This window comes from Burkholderia sp. E168m22 (genome assembly GCF_001319805.1).
GTDB classification, from domain to species: domain Bacteria; phylum Pseudomonadota; class Gammaproteobacteria; order Burkholderiales; family Burkholderiaceae; genus Burkholderia; species Burkholderia orbicola.
The window spans coordinates 51856-74225 of the sequence record NZ_BBSK01000134.1; the positions used below are offsets into that span (position 1 = coordinate 51856).

Sequence of the window (22370 nt, forward strand, 5' to 3'; positions counted from 1 at the left end):
TTCTGGGACGTCATCCGTCGTAGAACGAGAATGTTCAACGAAACATTGATTGGCGCGCTAACGGCGGCCTGTCGCTACTTCTCGCGCTCAATCAGGCAGAGAACGACCATACGGCAAATGAGCCGGTACAAAACGGAGGAACAGGGTTCGGGGCGGCCCCGCGCCCGAGCGCCCGTGCCGTCAGACGTCAGGCCCTGGCAGTCAAGAGCACGACGTGCGGCTCACGTGCGCCCCCGGCGTCGCGCTATATGGCGAACCGGCAGTCACGCGCGGGCGCCGCAGTCATCGCCATCGTCGCAGGTCGGATTACGCTGACCGTTTCCAGCGATCCGACGCCTCGCTCTTTCGCCGAGATGCGCGGCAGGATCAGCTCGAACACGGTGCCGCCACCAAGTGCACTGTGCACGGCAACCGTGCCACCGTGTCTTTCGATCACGGCCTTGACGAAAGGCAACCCCAATCCGACGCTGGCGCTGCCGTCGGCCTTGCGCTCGGCCTGGAAGAACGGCTCGAACAGGCGACGGACCGTGTCGTCAGTCATGCCGATGCCGCTGTCAGTCACCTTCAGTACCAGTGCGCCTTCGCCAGCCGAGCCGATGGTGAGCGACACAACGGCACCAGGCGGCGAATACTTGATCGCGTTGTCCAACACGTTGACGACCGCACGCATGAGCATGTCACCATTTCCGCCAACGAGGGTGTCTTCGACCAAGAATGCCGGTTCGCGCAACACGACGCCCTTTTGCTCGGCGGCGAGCCAGTTCTGGTCGATCGCCTCTTCGGCCACCTCGCTCAATGCCACCGGTTCGAATTCGGTCCGATCGAGTCGTTCGGCACGGCTCAACTGCATGAAGTCCTTCGCAATACGTAGCGAGTATGAAGCCTGCTGCCGTAGATCGCTCAGGAAGGCGCGATCCGACTCCCCGTCCGGATTGCTGCCAACGGACGCGCCCCGGCGGTCGATCAACGACAGGATGGCCGTTAGTGGGCTGCGCAGATCATGGGCGATATGACGCAACATCCACTTGTCGTGCGAGACAAATCCCTTCAGATCGCAAAGGTCGATCAGACAAACCAGGTGGGACATCTGCATATCGCCGTCGGAAGAAGTATCCCCGCTCAGCCCACTCGACAGCCGTTCGCACATCAGCATATAGGTACGACCGCCCCATTCGATTTCACGACTGGTGTCTCCGCCCTTGCATACGCTCTCGGCCACGAGCCGCTCGACTTGCATGAATGGCAATCGAGCGTCGGACAGGTCACCCGCGGAGTCCTCGCGCATTAAAGTGGCAGCCTTCGCGTTCCACACGGCAACGTGGCCGCCCATCGTGAGAAAGACTGGATACGGAAACTGGTTGACCATGTCGACGTAGAGCTTTTGCCAGCCGCGCACCTGCAGCAACGCTGCCTTGATGCCGACCAGCTCGTCGGACCGCCCGGACGGCGCAGCGACCGCGGCGGCACCCTCTCGCGGATGGATCGCGGCGGCGATCGCTCCCCATTCGCGCAATTCGCCTCGCAACATCGAGAGCATGCGAGCATGTCGCTCCCACGCAAAAAAGCCGTAGATCAGCAGGCAAACAACCGGAAGCAGCCCCAGCGGCAACCAGATATGGAATACCAACATTCCCAGTGGAACGGCGAAGATCAGCGCGCCCCAGCCTAGCGCCGCCAGATGCACCGCCCGACCAGGCACAAACACGCAGATCAGCACGACGCCGAACGCGAGGACCAGATAGATCGACACCCCGACGACGGCGGGCGCTTCGCGCGCGAGATTGCCTGACGCCACGGCGTCGGCGATGAGCGCGTCGAGTTGTGAGCGCGTAACCTCGTGCGAGTTGAGCGACGAGATCTGGAACATCCCTCCGGCGCCCCACGCGTGACTACCAACGAATACCACCTTCCCATCAAACGCATCCGCAGGCACGCGTTGCTGCAGCACATCAATATCCGAATACTGCGTGAGGTGCATCGATGCCGGCAGCATTGTCATTACCGCCGGCGTGCGGGCGGCCCCGATCGACTGCGCGTATGGCCTGACGAAATCAACGACCGGCAACGGCGGCTCGATGCCCGCCACCCGCAGCGCGTCGAGCGCAACGTGTGCATAACGGACGCCTGCAGACAGACGGTAAGGTACGAAACCGCTCACCACACCGTAGTGGCCCATCGTAACGATTCGCTGGCTGCGCGCGGCAGCAAGCGAACTGAGTGCCGGCGGCAGCAAGCTTGAACAGCTTCCTGCGTGCCCAGCGAGGCCCGGCTCGACCAACACGGTATGCGAACATGCTCGCATGCCGGCGCGCAGACTCGAATAATCGAACCCGGGCCACAGCGGCAAATCGAGCGTGACGCTGCGCGCCTTCCCAAGGGCGCCGAGCAATTGCGCCAAATACGCGTCCATGCCATGCGGATCCAGTTGGGCGATCACCCCTTCGTCGATGTTGACCACCACCACCTGTTGCGTCGACCGATGCGCAACCACCTGCGCCATCATATCGAACAGCACACGATCAAGCGCGCCCGACACCACGCCGCTGCCGGGGCTACCGCTCAACGCAGCCAGCGCCAGCATCGCAAGGACCACAATGCCTCGCAAGGGGCCGATCGTCATCAAGCGGGAAATGAGTGCACGCATAGAGCCACCAGCTTGCTGCAAGCTCAATCCAGGTCGTTGTCGGCACCATCCGCCAACCGCTCGAGGCGATACCCGTAGCGATACACGCTCGAAATTCTGAGCCTGTTCGGACGCAGGCGAAGGCCGTTTCGAACCCGCGTGATATAGGTCGCCAACGTGCCGACATTCGACGAATCCGCAGCACCCCAAACTTGCTTGAGCAGCACATCGCGACTCACCACGCGTCCGGCGTGCGCGAACAGGTACAGCGCAATGGAAAATTCACGCTCAGGCAGCGAGACTTGTTCGCCGTCGGGCAACGTCGCCGTGCGCGTGGTCTCGTCCAGGACGAAGCCGGAAAATTTGATTTGCTGATTGCGCTGGACCCCCGGGTACCATTTGCGCAACTGGGCGATAACACGCGCAATCAACATTCGCTCGCTGATAGGCTTGACCAGATAGTCATCCGCCCCGCAGCTCAACCCGTGCAGGATGTCGCGCTCGTCGTCATGCTGAGTGAGCAACACAATGGGAATCAGATAGTCGACCCGCTTGCGCATGTCTATCAGCACGTCGATGCCGGTCATGCCGGGCACATCCCAATCGAGTAGAAGCATATCGACCTTCTCGTGGCCGATGCGGTCGATAAAGCGGCTGCCGTCGTGCTCGACAATAGCGTCGTAGCCCGCGGCCTCGAGCCAGTGCCGAACGGTTCTCGCATGTGCGACGTTGTCTTCCAGGAGCGCAATGCGCGGCTTTTTTGCATCGGCGGGTGTGACTGTCGACATGATTGCGAGACTGATGAGGATTTTGGGAGGCACCCACTGACGTATCCCCGTCAATACGCGATCGAACGGAATTCGTGGAGCCCACGGTTAAGCAGCGGAGTTCCCCCCGCAAGGATAGACAGAATGCACACTACGAATTGCGGCGTCCTTGATGCGAAAAAATATCGCGAGGCCGCAAACATTTCAGCGGAGCCGAAATCGCTCGGCACTGCGTCAGCAGCCCGCGCATGCACAGGGTGCGAGAAAGGCCATGAGATTGAAGATCAGACGTCAGTCAAACCGAACTCGTACGTTTCTCAACACGCGTCATGCGCAACGCTCGTCACTGCCGGCGAATCGCCAGCAACCTAACGGACGGGCCATCCAAGTGCGAACCGGTGGCAAGAGAAATGCCAAGTGTGAAGTTTGCGCGGCGAGACCTGAATCTCAAACCAGCTCCTTTTGGACCTGCGATACAGATCCCAATGTAGAGCTAAAGTGTGAGCGAAATCCGCCATGCCCAATATCAGACAACTCTTATTTTCCGGAGTCGCCACATTTTAACGGGCCGAATCAATTGCATGTCGCTACGCGCGGGAACGCCAGCACAGCAGTATTCACTGCCCCCCCCCCGTGGCGAGCCCGCCTATCTCAGCGCGCACGGACATACGCGAGATCAGTCCACGGCAAAAGGCCGCGGCCAGTTTTCACTGGCGCTATTGCAGCGACTCATAGCGCCATCGCTCGGCACCGCTCAAATGGCAAGCATTCCCCCGCCAGCGGAGAAGCAATCTCGACGTTTGCACGTCCGCCGCGCCGCATCTCCCGCTTGGCCGACTCGATTCGATTTAACGTCTGTGGATCGCCTGCCGTCTTGAACAGGCGTCGCCTCCTGACAAGTGGGCAGCGACAAACAAATACCCCAAACCTAGTCTAGATTTAAGGATTACATACCATGCTGAGCCTGCACACCAACGCCGCCGCCATGAACATCAAGAAGGCGATCGGCAGCACCAGTAGCAGCCTGAACACCACGATGACCCGCTTGGGCACCGGCTTGCGCATCAACTCCGCCAAGGACGACGCTGCCGGCCTGCAGATCGCCGTGCGCCTGCAAGCGCAAACCCGCGGCATGGGCATGGCCATGCAGAACACGCAAAATGCATCGTCGCTGCTCCAAACCGCGGACGGCGCGATGAAGGAAGTCACCAACATTCTGTACCGCATGAAGGATCTGGCCACGCAGGCCGCTGACGGATCGTCCTCGGCAAACGAAAAGTCTGCCATGCAGGCCGAGTACGATGCGCTGGGCAAGGAACTGTCGAACATCATGAAGAACACGTCGTACGGCGGCGCCAAGCTGATGCAGAAGGAAGTCAAAAATGCAGACGACACGGTAGCGAGCGAGGGCGGTCGCCTGACCAAGGAAATCACCTTCCAGATCGGCGCCACCAAGGACGAAACGATGACCGTCGATTTCTCCAAGCACGTCACAAACGCGCACACCAAGTTCGAGGGCCTGTCGGCAACTTACAAGGGCCCGGAAGCAGGCCAGCCTGAAGTGGCCGGCAAGGAGCTGACTGAGGAGGCCAACGCGACGATCGATCTGATCAACAACGTGCTTGACGACGTGGGCGCGCTGCGCTCGGCCATCGGTGCGGCAGAAAACCGCCTCGAGCACACCCACAACAACCTGGCCAACATGTCGACGAACACGGCTGACGCCGAAGGCCGCATCATGGACGCCGACATGGCATCGGAATCCGCCAAGATGAGCTCGGAGCAAGTGCTGCTGCAAGCCAGCATGTCCATGCTCAAGCAAACCAGCAGCATGAACCAGATGGTCTTGTCGCTGCTCCAGTAAGCATTGCCTCGCGATTCACTGGAGTCCAAAACCGGCCCGCCGCGAGCGGGTCGTTTTTTTTGGGGTGTTCAAACTCTGTTCAACATTCTCCGCTCCATGCAGCACGCTGCCGACAATGGCGCCCACTCTTCTTCAAAACGACCCCTTGACCGTGTCAGCATCTCCCTCCCACTCCCGCAGCAGCCGAGCCGCATCTCCGGTGGTGCTTGATCCGTGCACGCTGGGGCGTCCATACCATTTGCTCGAGGATGTGCTGCAAGATATCAAGCGCAGAATCGACCACTCCCTTCATGAACGGTTCAATCTGCGCCGTGGCACGCGCTTCGTCGTCACCGAGCTCTCTGTCGCCGCGATGCGGTCGCGCAATGCGGCCGTCTGGCGCACCTATGCATGCAACCATGGACAGATTTCAGTGCGCTGCGACCGCATGCTACTGCTGGCGCTGCTGGCCTGTCATTACGACACTTCGCTGGACGAAGCCGTGCCGAACGCCCCAGCGCCCGTGCCGGAAACCGGGGCGGAACGGCGTTTCGCGGCACAACAACACACCGCGCTGCTAGCCGCGTTTGCTTCGGCGATGCTCGGCGACCAGGCAGAGCCCTTTTTGCCAAGCGGGGACGTCCTGCTCGGCCCGGGCGTCCGCGTCCTGCGCATGACCATCTCGGACCCCTTGCGCAACGTCGGTGGCGACGTCGAATTCGCATTGGACGACAGGTGGGTCGACCACTTGTTTGCACGCCTCGATGCTCAGCACGTGCGTCCTGCACCCGATAGTGCTCCGGCCAACGTGTGCATCCCCGTCACGATGTCGGTGCACGTGCTGTCCAAGGACATGCGCCTCGACGAACTGCTTCGCATGAGGCCAGGCGACGTCCTGCCCGTTCGCTTGCCCGATACCGTCGACGTGCTCGTCGACAACGTCCGCCTCTACCGCGCGGCCTTGGCCGAACACCAAGGCGCGCTGTGGATTACTTCTTTCGAACCCGTGGAGTAACCCCCAACATGACCTCGACCACCGACCTTGATCTCTCCGCGCTGAGCGATCTGGATCTGGGCGACGATCCCCAATCCATCACCGAACCTGCTTCGCCGCGCGACTCGATGCGTATGCTGCGCCGCATTCCCGTGCGCTTGACGCTGGAGGTGGGGGAGGCCACCGTACCGCTGGCCGATCTGCTGTCGTACGAAACCGGCTCCACGGTGGAGCTCAATCGCCTTGCCGGCGAACCCCTCGTCATCAAGGTAAATGGTACGCCGGTGGGCTTGGGCGAAGTCGTCGTCTCGGGAGAACACTACGGGTTACGCATCATCGAACTCGACGACCTCAACTCGCTTGCGACATGAAGAATCGCGACCTCCTGCCCCATCTGGGTCTGGCGTTAGCCGTTTTCGCAGTGCCCGCACTCGTTCAAGCCGACACGCTGACGCTCGCATCCGATGCCGTCGGCGGACAAGGCTTTACAGTCAAAACTCAGATCCTCGTTCTGATGACGCTGCTCGGGCTACTGCCCGCGCTGCTGATGACGATGACGAGCTTCCTGCGCTATGTGATCGTGCTGTCACTGGTCAAGCAGGCGCTAGGCCTGCAGCAAGGATTGCCGGGACGCATCGTGACGGGTGTCGCGCTGGTGCTGACCATGCTTACGATGCGCCCGGTCGGCGAGGAAATCTGGCAAAAGGCGTTCGTGCCATACGACCAGGGCAAGATCAGCATGCAGGCCGCGCTCGCGACATCGGAACAACCGCTGGGGCGCTATATGCTTGCGCAGACGAACAAGGCCACGCTTGCGCAGATGGCCAAACTCTCTGGCACCGAAAAAATCACGGACCCGGAGAAGCAGCCGTTCCTGGTTAAATTGTCGGCGTTCGTGCTGAGCGAACTGAAGACTGCGTTCCAGATGGGCGCCATGCTGTTCATCCCGTTCCTGATCGTCGACATCATTGTCGCGTCCGTGCTGATGGCAATGGGCATGATGATGCTGTCGCCACTCGTCATCTCGCTGCCGCTGAAGCTGCTCTTGTTCGTACTGGTGGACGGATGGTCACTTACCGTCAACACCCTCATTACCAGCGTGAAGGCCTACTGATGCTGACTCCCGATCTGGCTGCCAGCTTCGCCGTCGACGCGTTGCGCCTGGTGCTCGTCATCATCCTCGTGCTGATTACACCAGGCCTGATCACGGGTGTGCTGGTGGCCATATTCCAGGCCGCGACGCAAATCAACGAGCAGACGATGAGTTTTCTTCCGCGCCTGATCACGACGCTGGTCGCACTCGCGCTGGCTGGCCCGTGGATGACCGGCCGCGTCATGCATTACACGGTTGAGATCTTCAGCCGCGCCGCACAACTGACCGGGTGACTCGGCAATGGAAATTGTCCTTGCCCAGCTCCTGCCGCTCGCGAACACGATCTTCTGGCCTTTCTGCCGAATCGCTGCCGCGCTGGCCGCGTCGCCGATCCTGGGTGACGCAATGGTCCCTGTGCGCATTCGCCTGCTGATCGCCCTCATCCTCGCATTAGCCATACAGCCCGGTATTCCGGCGATGCCCGTGATCGACCTGCTGCAGCTCGAAGGTGTGGCTGCCGTGGCCGAACAGGTCCTGATAGGCGGCCTGCTCGGCTTCGTGTTCCATCTCGTGCTGGGCGCGCTGCAGATTTTCGGTACCGTCGCGTCGTCGCAATTGGGCCTGTCCATGGCGCAAATCAACGATCCGATGAATGGCCAGATGGCCGACGTACTCACCAGCGTCATGTACGTGGTGTTCATCCTGCTGTTCTTCGCAGTTGACGGCCACCTGATCCTGACGGCTGTCATCGCGCGCAGCTTTGCAGTCTGGCCGGTCGGTCGTTTTGCCTTCGACCTCGACGCGCTCAAGCATCTCGCATTCGCAGTAGGCTGGGTGTTCTCCGCCGCCGTGGCGTTGGCGCTTCCGGTGATGTTCGCTACGCTGGTAGTACAAGTCGGCCTGGGCCTCCTCAATCGCGTAGCACCCGCACTGAATCTTTTCGCGTTGGGCTTTTCGATCACGACCATGTTCGGGCTGTTACTGCTGACGCTGCTGTTGCCGTCACTGCCGGATCACTACGGTCGCATGGTGGAGCACGTTCTAGAACTCTACGATCGACTCGCGACGCGGCCCCTCGGCAACGGGGGAATGCAATGAGCGAGCAACAAACCGGCGACAAGACCGAAAAGGCCACCCCGCAGAAACTGCGCAAAGCCAGAATGGAAGGCCAAGTTGCACGTTCGCGAGATATCGGCACGTGTGTGGGAATTCTGATTGCTCTCAAGCTTATCGTCGTATTAGCCCCAGCGTGGCTGGTTGAACTCAAGCACATTTTCGCGCTGTCGTTTGCAGACCTTTCCGGCGACGACAGGATCGGCAATGCGGCGTCGATGCTATTTCCCGCAGCGGCACTGCTATTGTGCAAGATGCTTGCCCCGCTGGCCGCGGTGCCCGCCGGCATCATCGTCGCGTCGTTGGTACCGGGCGGCTGGACCCTAAGCCACAAGAACGTCATGCCGAAGCTGAACCGCTTGAACCCGCTTTCCGGGCTCAAGCGCCTGGTGTCCGGCAAGCATTACGTCCAGTTCGGCACGACCGTGCTCAAGGCCCTCGTATTGATGGCCACGCTCTTCATCGTCTGCCGCTCCAACTTGAGCGGCTTCATCCGCTTGCAAGGCGCGCCGCTCGCCGATGCACTGACCGGTGGGGCAAACCTGTTCCTGACCTCTGCGCTCACGCTAACGTGCATCATCATCGTGTTCGCACTCGTCGACATACCGGTACAACAAATCATCTTCAAGCGCGGCCAGCGGATGAGCAAGCGTGACATCAAAGAGGAGATGAAGCAATCCGAAGGAAAGCCCGAGGTCAAGAGCCGCATCCGCCAAATCCAGCGCCAGATCGCGCGCCAGGGAATCCGCAAGACCGTGCCAACCGCAGATGTGGTGGTGATAAACCCGACCCACTATGCAGTCGCACTCAAGTACGACGTAACGCGAGCACAAGCGCCGTACGTCGTAGCCAAGGGGGTCGATGAGGTTGCGCTGTTCATTCGCGACGTCGCCCGAGGGCACAACGTCGAGGTGCTCGAGCTGCCGCCGCTGGCGCGTGCGATCTACCACACCAGCCAGATCAATCAGCAAATTCCGGCAGAGCTGTATCGCGCGGTAGCGCAGGTGTTGTCCTACGTTTTACAGATCAAGGCATTCCGCAACGGCGGACGCGACGTTTCACCATCGCTACCCACTGGCATCACCATTCCCGAACACTTGCAAAAGTCCCAATCCCGATGAACGTGATCGACCTGCTCAAGCGCCTGAAGTTTGCTGCGCCTCTCGCCCTGTTCACCATCCTGGCGATGGTAATCCTGCCGCTTCCGCCAGCCGCGTTGGACATCATGTTCACGTTCAACATCGTGCTGTCCATCGTGGTGGTCATGGTGGCCGTGACCGTGAAGCGACCGCTGGACTTCTCGGCCTTCCCGACCATTATCCTGGCTGCCACGCTGATGCGCCTGACATTGAACGTCGCATCCACACGCGTAGTTTTGCTCAATGGCTACACGGGCGCGAGCGCAGCCGGCCAAGTGATCGAATCGTTCGCCAATGTAGTGATCGGCAGCAACTTCGTGGTCGGGCTGGTCGTGTTCGTGATCCTGATGATCATCAACTTCGTCGTGGTCACCAAGGGTGCGGAGCGCATCTCGGAAGTGTCGGCGCGTTTCACCCTCGATGCGCTGCCCGGCAAGCAGATGGCCATCGACGCCGATCTGAACGCCGGTGTCATCACACAGGCACAGGCCCAGCAACGCCGCAAGGACGTTACGACCGAAGCCGACTTTTACGGCGCCATGGATGGCGCCTCGAAGTTCGTGCGCGGCGACGCCATCGCCGGCATTCTGATTCTCATCACGAACATGATCGGTGGCGTGATCATCGGCGTCATCATGCACGGCTTGCCTGCAGGCGAGGCATTCCACAAGTATGCGCTGCTGGCCATCGGGGACGGCCTGGTCGCGCAAATACCCGCCCTCCTGCTGTCTGCCGCCGCCGCGGTCATTGTCACCCGCATCGACGATGCACGCGACTTCGAGGAACAGGTCGGCCAGCAGTTGCTGGCTTCGCCGTTGGTGCTGTTCAGCGCTTCCGCACTGATGGCCGCGCTGGGCCTGATCCCGGGCATGCCGACATTGGTGTTTCTGTGCTTTGCAGCAGTGCTCGGTTACGTCGGCTATCGGATGACGCAGCGGACTTCGCCCTCCGCAGCGGTCGAGGCGGAAGAAACCGCCCGCGTCATGCAAGCCACGCTAGCCGCGCCCGGCAACGAATCGTTCGACTGGAGCAGCCTGCCGTATGTGGACGCGCTTTCGGTATCCCTCGGCTACAAGCTGGTGGAGATGTTGGACCGCGCTCAGGGCGCGCCACTGGTGCGCCGCCTGCATGGCACCCGACAAACCCTATCGGAACAGCTCGGCTTCCTGCTACCGGCCATCGGCGCGCGCGACGACATGAGCCTGCCCCCCTCCAGTTACACCATCATGCTCAATGGCACCAAACTGGCTCAGGCCCAAGTGCAACCGGGAAAGCTGATGGCCATTCCGTCACCTACCGTCTACGGGGAATTGGATGGCACACCCGACATCGACCCTGCCTACGGCATGCCCGTCACGTGGATCGAGCCCGACCAGAAGGCCCATGCCCTCGGCCTCGGCTACCAGGTCGTCGATTGCGCGACGGTGATCGCCACGCATGCGGCCAAGTTAATTCGCGAAACGATTCCCGACCTGTTCAGCTACGATCATGTGACCGCCATCATCGAACGCCTGACGGCCATTGCGCCAGCGCTGGCCGATGCGCTGGGAAAATGCCTCACGCACAGTCAGTTGCGCAAGGTGTTCCGTACGTTGTTGGCCGAGAATGTGTCGATCAAGGACATCGAGACCGTGTCCGCCACGCTGGTGGAGGCCGCGGAAACCACCAAGGACCCGCTACTGCTCGTGGCCGAAGTCCGCTGCGCACTGCGTCGCCAGATCGTGGCCGGACTGGGCGCCCAACACGAGGCGCTCAAGGGCTTCAGCCTGACGGTGGAACTCGAGAACATTCTGCTGAATGCGCTCAGTCTCGCGGAGCAATCGGGCACGCGTGTGCCGCTGGACAACTTCCCGGTCGAACCGAACGTGCTCTCGCAGTTGCAGACCCATATGCCGGCGGTGGTCGAACAACTGAAACAAATGGGCTCCGCACCGGTGCTGATCGTGGTGCCACGCATTCGCCCGATGCTCGCGCGGTACGCCAAACTGTTCTCACCGGATCTAACCGTGCTTTCATACAACGAAATTCCCGACAATAAGGAAGTCAACGTTGTCGGCACGCTCGGATGACGCCCCCTGCCATGATCGCTACGGCGACCTTGCCGGCTCTTCTATTCCAACCTGTGACAGGCAATCGATTTTCGGTAGTTTTACCCAACCTCGTTACGCTGTTCGTTTTAACCACCACCTGAAGGACTAGAAATTTTTATGTTTCTTCCGTTCCTGTTGTCACTCGCATCGTTCGTCTCAATGATATACGGTACACGTTCACGTACAATCTCTTTGTTCGTCGTCGCGCTGATCTCGACACTTTTCACATTCGCTCATCACGCGACAGATTCGCTCAATCTATCCCTCTAAATTACATCTCGATAATGGAAATGAAGATTCTACGAAACGATAGCAACGACAACGCGACGACGAACAATACGCTAGATTTCCTTGCATTAATTGCGATTAGTGCAGCACTGCTCATCGCATTCTATTATCAACTTGCATTCAATGAGCTACCCTGCCCACTTTGCTTACTGCAGCGCGTCGGATTGATCCTCGCCGGGATCGGATTCGCAATGAACGTCAGATACGGCGTACGTGGCACACATTATTGCTGCGTGCTCGTCAGCGCTGTCGCAACCGGCGTCATCGCGGGTCGTCAGGTACTGCTACACATCTCACCTGATTCAGGAGCGTATGGTTCAGCTCTGTGGGGCCTGCATTTCTACACATGGTGCTTTATCGCGTCGGTGTTGATCATTTTGTATGTTTCCTTGCTGCTTGCCGTCCGCCGCACAAGCCATACTGTGCAACCAGCGTCGATGAGTACCAGCGGGCGAATCGCGATGGCAGTCTTCGGGCTGACGATCATCGCCAATCTCGTATCGACGTTACTTGAGTGCGGTGGCGGTCAGTGCGAGAGCGATCCCGTCGTGTACCAACTGCTCGAACATTTTCGAAATAATTGAGCATTCCGGAAAGCGGGCAGTATTTCTATGTGAAATGATGGTTTGTTAAAACAAATAATCGCGCATGCGATACGCACGGCCAAGCACCTGAGGAACTCCGGCGAATCCATCAATTCAATCCCACGCATTTGAAATTACGGTCAGTGCCCCGCTCAAAGTATGTAAAGTGGCATCGACGTCGATGCCACACATACCGGCCGTGCGGCGCGTTGCGGGAAGCCGGCAGGGCACTCGTGCGTCGGCTATACTGGACGAATGATCTCGCGAACCTCGACCATCGAGAGTTGGAGAATTCCTATGTCTTGCCCTGCTGCCGTCTCTGCCGATAGAACCCGCGCGACGGTGCTTGCCATGCTCGCCAAAGTAGGCGATAGCGCCCCTGCCGGTGGCGCACTGTTTTGTCAGATCATAGCGGACCCCAAGGGCCGACTCGCATGACACCCTTGCTGTTCGTGCCGGCCTCTTATCCGGACGAACTATTTGGATCTTGGCTCGCGCGGATCCGACTGCATAATGGTCCAATCGCATGGCGTAAATTCCTGGAAAACTCAGGGGTGCCAAGTGTGCGCCCGCGCTCCCTATACGACATTGTCCCGTACACTGAATACATCGAACCATTCGTCGCGATGCTTGGCCAATCCTATGAGGATGTACTCGTCACGCTAACGACGCTTCCCTATCGGTTAACGTTCGATGCGGCAAATGGACTCGATGGTCATTTATCTGGCACGCAATCGTTACCGAAACTCTATACCTCGCGAAACCGGCCCTCCTCTCAACTCCGCAACATCCTAAACAGCCGACGCGCGGAAACCGCAATACGCTATTGTCCACTATGTCTCTCGTTCGATACTCATGAGTACGGCGAGCCGTTTTGGCATCGCGCACATCAATTGCCAAATGTTGCATATTGCTACCGTCATCTCGTTCGACTACGTACTACGTGTCCGCAATGCCGACGCGCATTTCTATTGCCGCGCCTAGCTACTATCGAAGCCGCCCGAATTCGATGCCACTGCGGCGAAGATCTGACGCAAACCGCCCAGTATGTCGAGCCGACTGAAGTCATGCAGCGGCTCGTGGAAATCAGCGTCAGTGCCTTGAAAAATTGCACGTTCACCCATGCTCGAGATCCCATTCGAGCCTTTCTGCGGGATGCAATGCACCCGGCCGACTACGCGACCACGCTCCAACGCGCGTTCGGTGCGGACATGGGCGATAAAGCCACGAGTCTATTTCGCGGCATCGACGCTGCCGCGAGCGTGCAATTGCGCAACACGTTCCGCCATGCTCTGGCGCGCGAGTGTTGCGCGCTGCTCGCTGCGCTCAATCTCGACCTCGACACGCTCCATGCGCACGTAGCCAAAACGGCTGAAACGCCCGACTCTCGATCTGTCTCATTCTCCGAACGCATGACCGTCGAGCGCATCCGCGAACGGTTGATCGAAAAAGTGCGAGTCCGCCCGGGCTGCCGGCCGTCGCAATGCGGTCGAGAATATTGGTATTTGCGGCTATATGATGCGTCGTGGCTTGTCCGGCAATGGCCCAGCGTCATCCGACTCAAGAAAACGCAGATGCCCACCATCGCCGACGATCGGCGAACTATTGAACAGTTCCTGCGTCAGCACAGACAGTTGGTTGCGGCTATATGGGCCAACCTGTTGAACACTCCCGCCGGCATCCGCGCGAGGCTAAGGGACCGCCCCTGGCTCGAAAACCAGCATACCAAGTGGAAACGCCCACTTCGCACCGATAGACAGACGCCCACACGAGCCATGCACCATCTCGTGCTGCTGGTTGAAGCAGTACGCAATTTGTCATCCAACTCCGTTCGACCACGCGCGATTCGCCGGCCTACCCTCGCTGCACATGCGAATCTAACAATCAGCCAGGTCAACGTCGCACTATCCTATTGCCCATCCCTCTCGACAGTGATCCGTACATTTAACCGGCATCGTAGACTCCGCTCGCTCGAATGGGCGGTGAACCAGCTCGCGGAACAAGGCAAAAGTGTGACGGTCAGCACCGTCGTCAACCGATCTGGACTATGGCATACACCGATGGTCGATTGCTTCGCGACAATGCTTGTCGAACGTTACTATCTCGCATCGGCTGCTCAATCACCGTCGCCACTCATCAGGCCTTGAGAGGTTTGGCCCATTATGGGAAAAAATCTGCCTCATTGTCTGCTCCTAAATCGGCCGCCAAGCTCGCCTAAAATCAACTCGCCAGGGCAGCCTTGCGTCGCGGCGCAACTCTAACGCTATCGTCGCAAAGATCCGTAACATGAAATCTTTGTCACTCTTGCGTTACAACCAAGCCTGGTGAACACGGTAGGCAGTCGAAATATCCACGATATTTGTCACTCAAAGATGGCCGCTACGACACGCGGCTGGCGGGCAGCGGCGGCAGCGCGCCCGATTTCCGCTGCACGGCCGAGGCGTCGCACGACCGGACGCTGCCCGACGCCTTCGCGCCGTTCTTCGACGACTGGCGCGCGGCCGTCGCCGCGCTGTCGCTGCAGCACGCGGCCGTCGCCCATGTGGAAGACTGCGATCGTCTTGCCCATGCGTCGATCGACCTGCCGATCGACGTCGACGCGGTACGGCCGCTGAAGATGGTCGGGCCCACCGGCGGCGGCGACTTCCTCGCCCGCATCGGCGCGACCGGCGAACCGCTGTGCTTCGTCGTGCCCGACGTCGCATTCCGCGTGCTGTCCGAGCGGCTGCTGTAGCGCGCGGCTCAGGCAGCGGGGCGCACGGGCGCACCCTCGCCGCTTTCGTCCGCGAGCCGTCCCGCGTAATCGCGCGCGAATTGCACCGCGATACGGCCCGAGCGCGCGCCGCGTTCGAGCGCCCACTGCAGCGCGGGCTCGCGCGCCGCACGAATCTGCGCGTCATCGAAACCGGCCGCGCCGAGGCGGCTCTCGACGACGGCAAGGTACTCGTCCTGCGTGAAGCCGTAGAACGTGACCCAGATCCCGAAGCGCTCGGACAGCGAAATCCGCTCCTCGACCGCGTCGCCCGGATGCAGCTCGCCGTTCTCCGCGCGCGTCACGTTCGCGTTGTCGCTCGCCTGCTCGGGCATCAGGTGGCGCCGATTCGACGTCGCGTACACCAGCACGTTCGACAGGTCGCTCGCGACCGAGCCGTCGAGCACCGTCTTGAGCCCCTTGTAGCCGGTCTCGCCGGCCTCGAACGACAGGTCGTCGCAAAACACGAGGTAGCGCTCGGGCCGCGCGCGCACCAGCTCGACGATCGCCGGCAGATCGTTCAGCCCTTCCTTGCTGACCTCGATCAGCCGCAAACCGTGCGCCGCGAACGCATGCAGGCACGCCTTCACGATCGACGACTTGCCGGTGCCGCGCGCGCCGGTCAGCAACACGTGATTGGCCGCGAACCCGTGCACGAACTGCCGCGTGTTCCGCTCGACGATCGCCGCCTGGCGGCCGACGTTGCGCAGCGCGTCGAACGCGACGAGCGCGGGCGCGGCGATCGGTTCGAGCGGCGCCGTTTGATGGCCCGCGCCGAAACCGCGCCAGCGAAACGCGATGGCCGCATCGAAATCGACGGCCGCCGGCGGGCGGGTGCCCGCGAGCGCCTCGAGCGCGGTCGCGATCCGTTCGAGCTGACGCGCGAGCGCCGGCGCGGCGACGGACGCCCGTCCGTCCGGCAGCGCGGCCACCAGGTCCTGCATGTCGGGATGGGCGCTCATTGACGGATTCCTTGCGCCCCGCCGGCCTGAAACGGAAACCGCTGCGCGATCGCGACGCCGAGCAGCGCGACGCTGCCGCCGATCAGGTGATACAACCGCAGCGATTCGCCGAGCAGCACGATCGCGCCGGCGGCCGTCATCACGGGCAGCAGGTTCATGAACATCGCGCAACGGCTCGGGCCGAGCAGCCGCACGCCCTGCATCCACAGATACGGGAGCACCACCGACGCCAGCACGCCGGCGTAGAGGATCAGCGGCACGCTCGCGCGCGTCGGCCACGCGGCCTGCGCGGGCAAGCGCAACAGCATCGGCACCAGGAATCCGAGCGCGGCCAGCGCCTGCACGTAGGTCGACTGCCAGGCCGACAGCGCGCCGATGCGCCAGCGCTTGAGCAGCACGCCGTAAAGCGCGTACGCGGCCGATGCGGCCAGCATCAGCAGGTCGCCCGGATGCACGCCGCGCGCGGCGATCGCCGTCGGATGCCCTTCGGCGATCAGATAGACGACGCCCGCGAGCGACAGCACCCCGCCGCCGATCATGCCGGCGCCGGGCGGATCGCCGAGCAGCAGCGAGCTCAGCAGCATCGTCATCAGCGGTACGAGCGCGGTGATGATCGCCATGTTGGTCGCGCTGGTCGTCTTCGCGGCCTCGTAGGACAGGCTCTGGAACAGCGCCATCGCGAGAAAGCCGAGCGTCGCGAGCTTCGGCAGGTGCGCGACGAGCACCGCGCGATTGCGCCACGCGGGGCGCAGCGTGAAGACGCTCATCAGCGCCACCGCAAGCAGCAACCGGTAGAACGTGATGGCCGACGGGTCGATCGTCGAGGCGGACAGCTTCGACACGACGACGTTGCCGGCCCACAGCGCGATCGCGCAGAAGGGGAGCAGAAAAGGAGACTTGTTCATCGCGTTTGACGGATTAATATCGTGACAGGGAGGCTGGCGTGAATCGGAACGCCATCGTGCCCGCCCGCCCACTGCCTGTCTCACGCCAAAATGTCACGACTTGTCGCCAATCGGACACGCGAGTCCACCCCGCCGTTTGCGCACCTTCGCTACGAATCGACGCCGATGCCCGTGTCGGCGATGGCGGCCACGTACGTGCACGGCACGTCGATCGCGCCGCACCGCCATCGACGCGCGCAATTGCTCTACGCGATCGAGGGCGTGATGCACGTGGAATCGGAAGGCGCGTCGTGGATCGTGCCGCCGACGCGCGGCGTGTGGCTCGAAGCCGGCCTCGACCATACGGTGCAGATGAGCGGCGACGTGCAGATGCGTACCGTGTTCGTCGAACCGGGCGCGGTCGAGCACCTGCCCTCGCGCAGTTGCGTCGTCGAAGTGCATCCGCTGCTGCGCGAGCTGATTCTCGCCGCGGTCGACGTGCCGCTCGATTACGCGCCGGGCTCGCGCCACGATCACCTGATGCGCCTGCTGCTTGCCGAAGTGACCGTCGCGCCGCTGTTGCCGCTGTACCTGCCGTGGCCGCACGATGCGCGCCTGCGGACGATCTGCGACACGCTGGTCGCCACGCCCGACGACCTGCGCACGATCGCCGAGTGGGCCGACCTGCTCGGCCTGTCGGTGCGCACGCTGCATCGCGCGTTCCGCCGCGAGACGGGGCTCAGCTTCCGCCGCTGGCGCGAGCAGGCGCGGCTGCTGCTCGCGCTCAAGCGTCTGGCGCACGGCGAGAAAGTGCTGACCGTCGCGATGGATCACGGCTACAGCAGCCAGAGCGCGTTCTCCGCGATGTTCAAGCGGCACTTCGGGATGTCGCCGTCGGCGTTTTACGCGTAACGGCCGCGCTGCCGATACCGCTAGCGCGCCGCGATTGCCGCGATGAAGCATGCGCATGCGGCGGCCGACGCCACCGTGCGCACGTGATTCCACCTCGTCCAGTCGTGCAGGTAGCGCGTCCACAGCGCCGCGCCTTGCGCCGTGGCCGGATCGGCCGCGGCGAGCGCGTCGTTGAGCGGCACGTTGACGGCCATCGTCACCGCGAACATGCCGAACACGTAGAGCACGCCGCCGGCGAGCGCCGCCATCGCGCCCGGCGAGTCGCGATCGAACAGCGCGATCACGACGAGCGCGAGCGCCATCAGCGTCGTGCCGAGGAACAGCGGCATGAACGGCGAACGCACGATGTCGACGTTGATCGCATTCATCGCGGCCGCGCCGGCCTGCGGTGCGAGCCGTCCGAGCGACGTCATCACGAACGTCGAGAACGCGAAGTACACGCCGGCCATCAACCCGCAGCCAATGGCCGAACCCCACAGCAACGCTGAAGTCACGAACGCGATCATGGTCAGGCGCTCCATACGCCGGTCGCGGCGACCGCGCGCGCATAGTCGGCGAAATCGCGCGCCGGGCGCCCGAGCGTGGCCTCGACCCCGTGCGTCACCGCGCTGTTGCGCCCGTCGAGCACCCCGTCGAACAGGTCGTCGAGCAGCGCGACGACCGGCTCCGGCACACCGACCTCGCTCAGCCCCGCGACGAATGCATCGTGCGGAATCTCGCGGTAGGCGATCGGCCGCCCGGCGGCCCGCGCGATTTCGCCGACCGCTTCCGCGAACGTCAGCGCGCGCGGGCCCGTCACCTCGATCACGCGGCTCGCGAAGCGCGCATCGGTGAGCGCGGCCGCGGCAACGTCCGCGATGTCGTCCGCATCGACGAACGGCTCGCGCACCGCGCCGGCCGGCAGCGCGACTTCGCCGGCCAGCACGCCGTCGAGCAGATAGCCCTCGGAGAAGTTCTGGTTGAACCAGCTTGCGCGCACGACACCCCAGCCCACGCCCGACGCCTGCAATGCAGCCTCGGCCGCCTGCGCACGCGGCTCGCCGCGCCCGGACAGCAGCACCACGCGCTCGACGCCGCTCCCCCGCGCGAGCCGCGCGAATCCGGCGATCGCCTCCACCGCGCCTTCGACGGCCAGATCGGGCTGGTAGGTCACATAGGCGGCCGACACGCCGTCGAGCGCGGCGGGCCAGGTCTCGGGCGCCGTCCAGTCGAAGCGAACGGCCGACGTGCGCGACACCGGCCGCGTCGCGAGGCCGCGCGCGCGCAGCCGGGCATCGACGCGGGCGCCCGTCTTGCCCGAGCCGCCGACGATGAGGATGGGAAGGGCCGACATGTGCGTCTCCTTTTTTGAAAAACACGAGAATATCTCGCGTTTTAAAAACACGATAGACTCTCGCATTAGCAACGTCAAGTTTTTCGGGAGACGGCATGGGCCGACAAAAATCGGGGCAGAACGACGAGCCCGACGCGGCGGCAGCGGACGCGCCGGCGCGCGCGCGGCTGGTACCGACGCAGCAGCGCAGCCGCGAGCGGTTCGAGCGCATCCTCGCGTGCGCGTCGGACGTGATGATCGAGAAAGGCTGCGATGCGTTCCGGATGAGCGACATCGTCGAACGCACGGGCATCTCGTTCGGTTCGCTGTACCAGTACTTTCCGGACAAGGCGGCCGTGATCGGCACGCTCGCGGAGCGCTACAACGCAGTCGGGCACGACTGCGTGCGGCGCGACCTCGCGGGAATGAAGACCATCGACGACCTGCACGCGACGCTCGCGCGCATCACCGACAGCTACTACCGGATGTTCGTCGACGAGCCGCTGGTGCGCGACATCTGGCGTGCGACCCAGGCCGATCGCGCGCTGCAGGCGCTGGACCGCGCGGATGGAGAATTCCTGGCCGGCCTGTTCGCGGATGCGTTGGCGGAAGTCGCGCCCGACACGACTCGCGCGCAGCGCAGCGCATTCGCCGAGCTGATGATGATCCAGATCGCGGCGGCCGTGCGCCATGCGATCACGCTGCCGCCGAAGGCGGCGCGGCAGCTGCTCACGATGTTCAAGCGCATGCTGCCGCGCGACTTGTCGGTACTCGACGCGTAATCGCGCCATGCGTGCCGCACAAAGCACGCGGCCGCCCGAAGGCGGCCGCGCGAAGTAGGATGAAGTGCCGCTTACTTGCTGTAGTCGTACACCCCACGCCCGGTCTTGCGCCCGAGCCGCCCGGCCGACACCATCTCGCGCAGCAGCGGGCACGCACGATACTTCGGATCGCCGAAGTCCTTCACGAACACGTCCATCACCGCGAGGCACACGTCGAGGCCAACGAGGTCGGCCAGCGCGAGCGGCCCGATCGGGTGGTTCGCGCCGAGCTTCATCCCCGCGTCGATCTCCTCGGCCGACGCGATGCCTTCGGCCAGCACGAAGAACGCTTCGTTGATCATCGGCACCAGGATCCGGTTCACGACGAAGCCCGGCGAGTTGCGCACGCCGATCGGCGACTTGTCGAAACGCTCGGTCAGCGCGCGCACGGCCGACGCGGTCGCGTCGCTCGTCTGCAGCCCGCGGATGATCTCGACGAGCGGCATCAGCGGCACCGGGTTGAAGAAGTGCATGCCGAGAAAACGCGACGGATCGGCGAGCGGCGCCGCGAGCGCGGTGATCGAGATCGACGACGTGTTGGTCGCGATGATCGCGTCCGGACGCGCGACGGCCTCGATCTGCTTCAGGATGCGCCCCTTCAGCTCGACGTTCTCGGTCGCGGCTTCGATCACGATGTCGACGGCGGCGAGCTTCGCGTAGTCGGTCGACGTCGTGATGCGCGCGAGCGCCGCATCGCGGGCGTCGGCCGCGAGCTTGTCCTTCGACACGAGCCGCTCGAGGCTACCCTTGAGCGTCGCGAGGCCCTTGTCGAGCGCGGCGTCGCTGACGTCGATCATCACGACGTTCAGTCCTGCAACGGCGGCGGTTTGCGCAATGCCGTTACCCATGGTTCCGGCGCCCACGACGCCGACGGTTTCGATGGCCATGACGATTCCTGTGTATTCGGAGGCTGAGCGGTCGATTATCAGATGTTCTCGAAGATCGCCGCAATCCCCTGGCCGCCGCCGATGCACATCGTCACGAGCGCGTAACGCCCGCCGATGCGCTTCAGCTCGTACAGCGCCTTCACCGTGATCAGCGCGCCGGTCGCACCGATCGGGTGACCGAGCGAGATGCCCGAGCCGTTCGGGTTGACCTTGGCCGGATCGAGGCCGAGCTCCTGCGTGACCGCACACGCCTGGGCCGCGAATGCCTCGTTGGCTTCGATCACGTCGAGATCGCTGATCTTCAGGCCCGCGCGTTCGAGCGCCTTCTGCGTGGCCGGCACCGGGCCGATGCCCATGTACGCCGGATCGACGCCTGCGTGCGCATACGCGACGAGGCGGGCGAGCGGCTTCACGCCCTGCGCGCGTGCGGCGTCCGCGCTCATCATCAGCACGGCGGCGGCCGCGTCGTTGATGCCCGACGCGTTGCCGGCCGTCACGGTGCCGTTCTCCTTCGCGAACACCGGCTTGAGCTTCGTGAAATCGTCCGCGCTCGCGTCGTGGCGCACGTGCTCGTCGGTATCGAACGCCACTTCGCCCTTCTTCGTGCGGATCGAGATCGGCAGGATCTGGTCCTTGAAACGCCCTTCCGCGATCGCGCGCGCCGCGCGACGATGCGATTCGAGCGCCAGCGCATCCTGCGCGTCACGCGAGATGTCGTATTTCTTCGCGACGTTCTCGGCGGTCACGCCCATGTGGATCGTCTGGAACGGGTCGTGCAGCGCGCCGAGCATCATGTCGACGAGCTTGCCGTCGCCCATGCGCTGGCCGAAGCGCGCGGCCGGCACGGTGTACGGCGCGCGGCTCATGCTCTCCGAGCCGCCGCCGATCGCGACGTCGGCATCGCCGAGCATGATCGTCTGCGCGGCCGATACGATCGCCTGCAGGCCCGAGCCGCACAGGCGGTTCACGGTCAGCGCCGGCGTGTGCTGCGCGACGCCGCCGTTGATCGCCGCGACACGCGCGAGATACATGTCCTTCGGCTCGGTGTTCACGACGTGGCCGAACACGACGTGCCCGACCGCGTCGCCCGGCACGTTCGCGCGCGACAGCACTTCGGCGACCACCTTCGCGCCGAGGTCGGTCGGCGAGAAATCCTTCAGGCTGCCGCCGAAATCACCGATCGCGGTACGGACCCCGCTCACCACCACGACTTCCTTCGCTGCATTGCTCATCGTCTCACTCCGGTTCGTTCGCGCCCGCGGGCGCGGGATGCGTTGCGTTACATGTTCGGGTAATTCGGCCCGCC

The 22370-nt window shown here is 62.8% G+C and carries 22 protein-coding genes; 14 read left to right on the top strand and 8 right to left on the bottom strand.

Going from position 1 to position 22370, the window contains the following annotated elements:
- Positions 1-244 precede the first annotated feature (244 nt).
- Both AP428_RS29855 and AP428_RS29860 read right to left on the bottom strand, forming a co-directional pair.
- A complete protein-coding gene (locus tag AP428_RS29855) occupies positions 245-2644 on the bottom strand; it encodes an ATP-binding protein (protein WP_054928520.1) in 2400 nt (799 codons plus the stop codon).
- A 23-nt stretch (positions 2645-2667) separates the two neighbouring features.
- Positions 2668-3444 (bottom strand): response regulator transcription factor, encoded by a 777-nt coding sequence (locus tag AP428_RS29860; RefSeq protein ID WP_306303131.1) that lies wholly within the window; start codon positions 3442-3444, stop codon positions 2668-2670.
- Positions 3445-4345: 901 nt separating this feature from the next.
- On the opposite strand from AP428_RS29860, the gene AP428_RS29865 reads away from it, so the two are divergent.
- From AP428_RS29865 to AP428_RS29905, 12 genes are all read left to right on the top strand, one after another.
- Positions 4346-5254: a flagellin gene (locus AP428_RS29865; RefSeq protein WP_054928521.1), complete on the top strand. Its 909-nt coding sequence runs from the start codon at positions 4346-4348 to the stop codon at positions 5252-5254.
- Between the two features lie 199 nt (positions 5255-5453).
- Complete coding sequence (locus AP428_RS29870) at positions 5454-6248, top strand: FliM/FliN family flagellar motor switch protein (protein ID WP_164725428.1); 795 nt, start codon at positions 5454-5456, stop codon at positions 6246-6248.
- A gap of 8 nt (positions 6249-6256) precedes the next feature.
- The gene (gene fliN, locus AP428_RS29875) at positions 6257-6598 is read left to right on the top strand and encodes a flagellar motor switch protein FliN (protein ID WP_054928523.1); all 342 of its coding nucleotides are present in this window, start codon (positions 6257-6259) and stop codon (positions 6596-6598) included.
- Positions 6595-7341, top strand: coding sequence for a flagellar type III secretion system pore protein FliP (gene fliP, locus AP428_RS29880; protein WP_054928524.1), 747 nt, complete (start codon positions 6595-6597; stop codon positions 7339-7341). Before fliN ends, fliP begins: the two co-directional genes overlap by 4 nt.
- On the top strand, positions 7341-7613 hold the full coding sequence (gene fliQ / locus AP428_RS29885; protein WP_054928525.1) for a flagellar biosynthesis protein FliQ: 273 nt from the start codon (positions 7341-7343) through the stop codon (positions 7611-7613). Before fliP ends, fliQ begins: the two co-directional genes overlap by 1 nt.
- A 7-nt stretch (positions 7614-7620) precedes the next feature.
- Positions 7621-8418: a flagellar biosynthetic protein FliR gene (fliR, locus tag AP428_RS29890; protein WP_054928526.1), complete on the top strand. Its 798-nt coding sequence runs from the start codon at positions 7621-7623 to the stop codon at positions 8416-8418.
- A complete protein-coding gene (flhB, locus tag AP428_RS29895) occupies positions 8415-9554 on the top strand; it encodes a flagellar type III secretion system protein FlhB (protein WP_054928527.1) in 1140 nt (379 codons plus the stop codon). Before fliR ends, flhB begins: the two co-directional genes overlap by 4 nt.
- On the top strand, positions 9551-11641 hold the full coding sequence (locus AP428_RS29900) for a flagellar biosynthesis protein FlhA (RefSeq protein WP_054928528.1): 2091 nt from the start codon (positions 9551-9553) through the stop codon (positions 11639-11641). The genes flhB and AP428_RS29900 overlap by 4 nt, the downstream gene beginning before the upstream one ends.
- A 138-nt stretch (positions 11642-11779) precedes the next feature.
- Positions 11780-11932 carry a DUF5993 family protein gene (locus tag AP428_RS37830; protein ID WP_227745874.1) on the top strand — a complete coding sequence of 51 codons (153 nt, stop codon included), beginning with the start codon at positions 11780-11782 and terminating at the stop codon, positions 11930-11932.
- 20 nt (positions 11933-11952) lie between these two features.
- Positions 11953-12534, top strand: coding sequence for a disulfide bond formation protein B (locus AP428_RS36255; RefSeq protein WP_227745873.1), 582 nt, complete (start codon positions 11953-11955; stop codon positions 12532-12534).
- 434 nt (positions 12535-12968) lie between these two features.
- Entirely contained in the window at positions 12969-14681 is a 1713-nt protein-coding gene (locus tag AP428_RS36260; RefSeq protein WP_082409477.1) for a TniQ family protein, read from the top strand.
- 212 nt (positions 14682-14893) lie between these two features.
- Complete coding sequence (locus AP428_RS29905) at positions 14894-15268, top strand: hypothetical protein (RefSeq protein WP_227745872.1); 375 nt, start codon at positions 14894-14896, stop codon at positions 15266-15268.
- A gap of 8 nt (positions 15269-15276) precedes the next feature.
- Here AP428_RS29905 and AP428_RS29910 read toward each other — a convergent pair whose 3' ends face one another.
- Positions 15277-16248 (bottom strand): ATP-binding protein, encoded by a 972-nt coding sequence (locus tag AP428_RS29910; protein ID WP_011545740.1) that lies wholly within the window; start codon positions 16246-16248, stop codon positions 15277-15279.
- Positions 16245-17153 carry a DMT family transporter gene (locus AP428_RS29915; RefSeq protein ID WP_011545741.1) on the bottom strand — a complete coding sequence of 303 codons (909 nt, stop codon included), beginning with the start codon at positions 17151-17153 and terminating at the stop codon, positions 16245-16247. The genes AP428_RS29910 and AP428_RS29915 overlap by 4 nt, the downstream gene beginning before the upstream one ends.
- Positions 17154-17243: 90 nt before the next feature.
- On the opposite strand from AP428_RS29915, the gene AP428_RS29920 reads away from it, so the two are divergent.
- A complete protein-coding gene (locus tag AP428_RS29920; RefSeq protein WP_011545742.1) occupies positions 17244-18044 on the top strand; it encodes a helix-turn-helix transcriptional regulator in 801 nt (266 codons plus the stop codon).
- Between the two features lie 20 nt (positions 18045-18064).
- Here AP428_RS29920 and AP428_RS29925 read toward each other — a convergent pair whose 3' ends face one another.
- Entirely contained in the window at positions 18065-18550 is a 486-nt protein-coding gene (locus AP428_RS29925) for a DUF1772 domain-containing protein (protein WP_011545743.1), read from the bottom strand.
- 2 nt (positions 18551-18552) lie between these two features.
- A complete protein-coding gene (locus tag AP428_RS29930; protein ID WP_011545744.1) occupies positions 18553-19377 on the bottom strand; it encodes an NmrA family transcriptional regulator in 825 nt (274 codons plus the stop codon).
- A gap of 95 nt (positions 19378-19472) precedes the next feature.
- Between AP428_RS29930 and AP428_RS29935 the strand changes: the two genes are divergently transcribed.
- Positions 19473-20138 (top strand): TetR family transcriptional regulator, encoded by a 666-nt coding sequence (locus tag AP428_RS29935; RefSeq protein WP_011545745.1) that lies wholly within the window; start codon positions 19473-19475, stop codon positions 20136-20138.
- Between the two features lie 71 nt (positions 20139-20209).
- Here AP428_RS29935 and AP428_RS29940 read toward each other — a convergent pair whose 3' ends face one another.
- Positions 20210-21064 carry a 3-hydroxybutyryl-CoA dehydrogenase gene (locus AP428_RS29940; protein ID WP_011545746.1) on the bottom strand — a complete coding sequence of 285 codons (855 nt, stop codon included), beginning with the start codon at positions 21062-21064 and terminating at the stop codon, positions 20210-20212.
- 38 nt (positions 21065-21102) lie between these two features.
- Positions 21103-22296: a beta-ketothiolase BktB gene (bktB, locus tag AP428_RS29945; protein ID WP_006481441.1), complete on the bottom strand. Its 1194-nt coding sequence runs from the start codon at positions 22294-22296 to the stop codon at positions 21103-21105.
- Positions 22297-22370 lie beyond the last annotated feature (74 nt).